Source organism: Paraburkholderia strydomiana, assembly GCF_046030495.1.
Classification (GTDB): Bacteria; Pseudomonadota; Gammaproteobacteria; order Burkholderiales; family Burkholderiaceae; genus Paraburkholderia; species Paraburkholderia strydomiana_A.
On record NZ_JAQQCJ010000072.1, the window covers coordinates 1 to 959 of the forward strand.

Annotated in this window: 1 protein-coding gene; it reads right to left on the reverse strand. The window is 64.8% G+C overall.

Features of this window, described 5'->3' with window-relative positions:
- On the reverse strand, nucleotides 1–959 hold a 959-nt coding region (locus tag PQQ53_RS34960), incomplete at both ends, for an alpha/beta fold hydrolase (protein WP_408329300.1).

Here is a 959-nt window from a genome sequence, read left to right on the forward strand (position 1 = left end):
ACGTCGATGATCGCGTCGGCAAAGGCCTTGGGGGCCTCCTGCGGCAGGTTGTGTCCGATGCCGCCCGTGATGTTCCGGTGCTGGTACTTGCCCGTGAACTTCTTCGCATAGGCAGCCGGATCGGGATGCGCCGCGCCGTTCGCGTCGCCTTCGAGTGTGATGGTCGGCACCGAAATGGTCGGCGCCATTGCCAGGCGCCTTTCCAGTTCGTCGTATTGCGGCTCACCCTTGACCAGCCCCAGGCGCCAGCGATAGTTGTGAATCACCACCGCCACGTGGTCCGGATTCTTGAACGACTCCGCCGAGCGCTCGAACGTCGCATCGTCGAAATTCCACTTCGGTGACGCCGTATGCCAGATCAGCTTGTTGAAGTCGTGACGGTTCGCGTCGTAACCCGCCTGGCCGCGCTCGGTGGCGAAATAGAACTGATACCACCACGTCAGCTCCGCCTTCGGTGGCAGCGGCGCACGGTTGGCCTCCTGACTGCCGATCAGATAGCCGCTCACCGACACCATCGCCTTGCAGCGTTCGGGCCACAACGCCGCCATGATGTTCACCGTACGCGCGCCCCAGTCGAAGCCGCCGAGCACCGCCTTGTCGATTTTCAGCGCGTCCATGAGCGCGATGATATCGACCGCGACCACCGCCTGCTGACCATTGCGCGGCGTGTCCGCCGACAGCAAGCGCGTCGAGCCATAACCCCGCAGATACGGCACGATCACGCGGTAGCCCGCGGCGACCAGCAGCGGCGTGACGTCGGCGAACGCGTAGATGTCGTACGGCCAGCCGTGCAGCAGAATGACGACCGGGCCGTTCTGCGGGCCCGCCTCTGCATAGCCGATGCTCAGCGTTCCGGCGTTGATCTGCCGGAGGTTCTCGAACGAGGCAAGACGCGTAGTCGCCTTCGCGCCACCCGTCGTCTCAGCGGACTGCGCGTGCGCGAGTCCGCTCAGTCCCAA